The sequence below is a fragment of the Bradyrhizobium sp. LeoB3 genome (assembly GCF_055456055.1).
On the sequence record NZ_JBVBEF010000467.1, the window covers coordinates 1 to 255 of the forward strand.

Sequence of the window (255 nt, forward strand, 5' to 3'; positions counted from 1 at the left end):
CATCGAACGGGCATCCGGATCGGTGAGCGATATCTGTTGATCCGGCGTGTTGCGCATCTGCGCATCAAGCACTTCCAGCCGGCTCATCTCCTGCTTCAGCCGAGCGATCTTTTCCTTGATTCTCGTCGTCTTGATGCTGATCGCTTCCGATGGCTCCTGCCGATCGGCGCTATCGAGTTGACGCAGATATCGACCGACGCTTTCCTCGATCTGCGCCATCCGCCTCGCCATCTTGGCATGCGTGAAGTTGCGGTC

Annotated in this window: 1 pseudogene; it reads right to left on the reverse strand. The window is 58.0% G+C overall.

From position 1 onward, the window contains the following. Window positions 1-219: pseudogene (locus tag ACZXDY_RS46730) on the reverse strand (IS5/IS1182 family transposase); the annotation flags it as partial. Window positions 220-255: the final 36 nt, after the last annotated feature.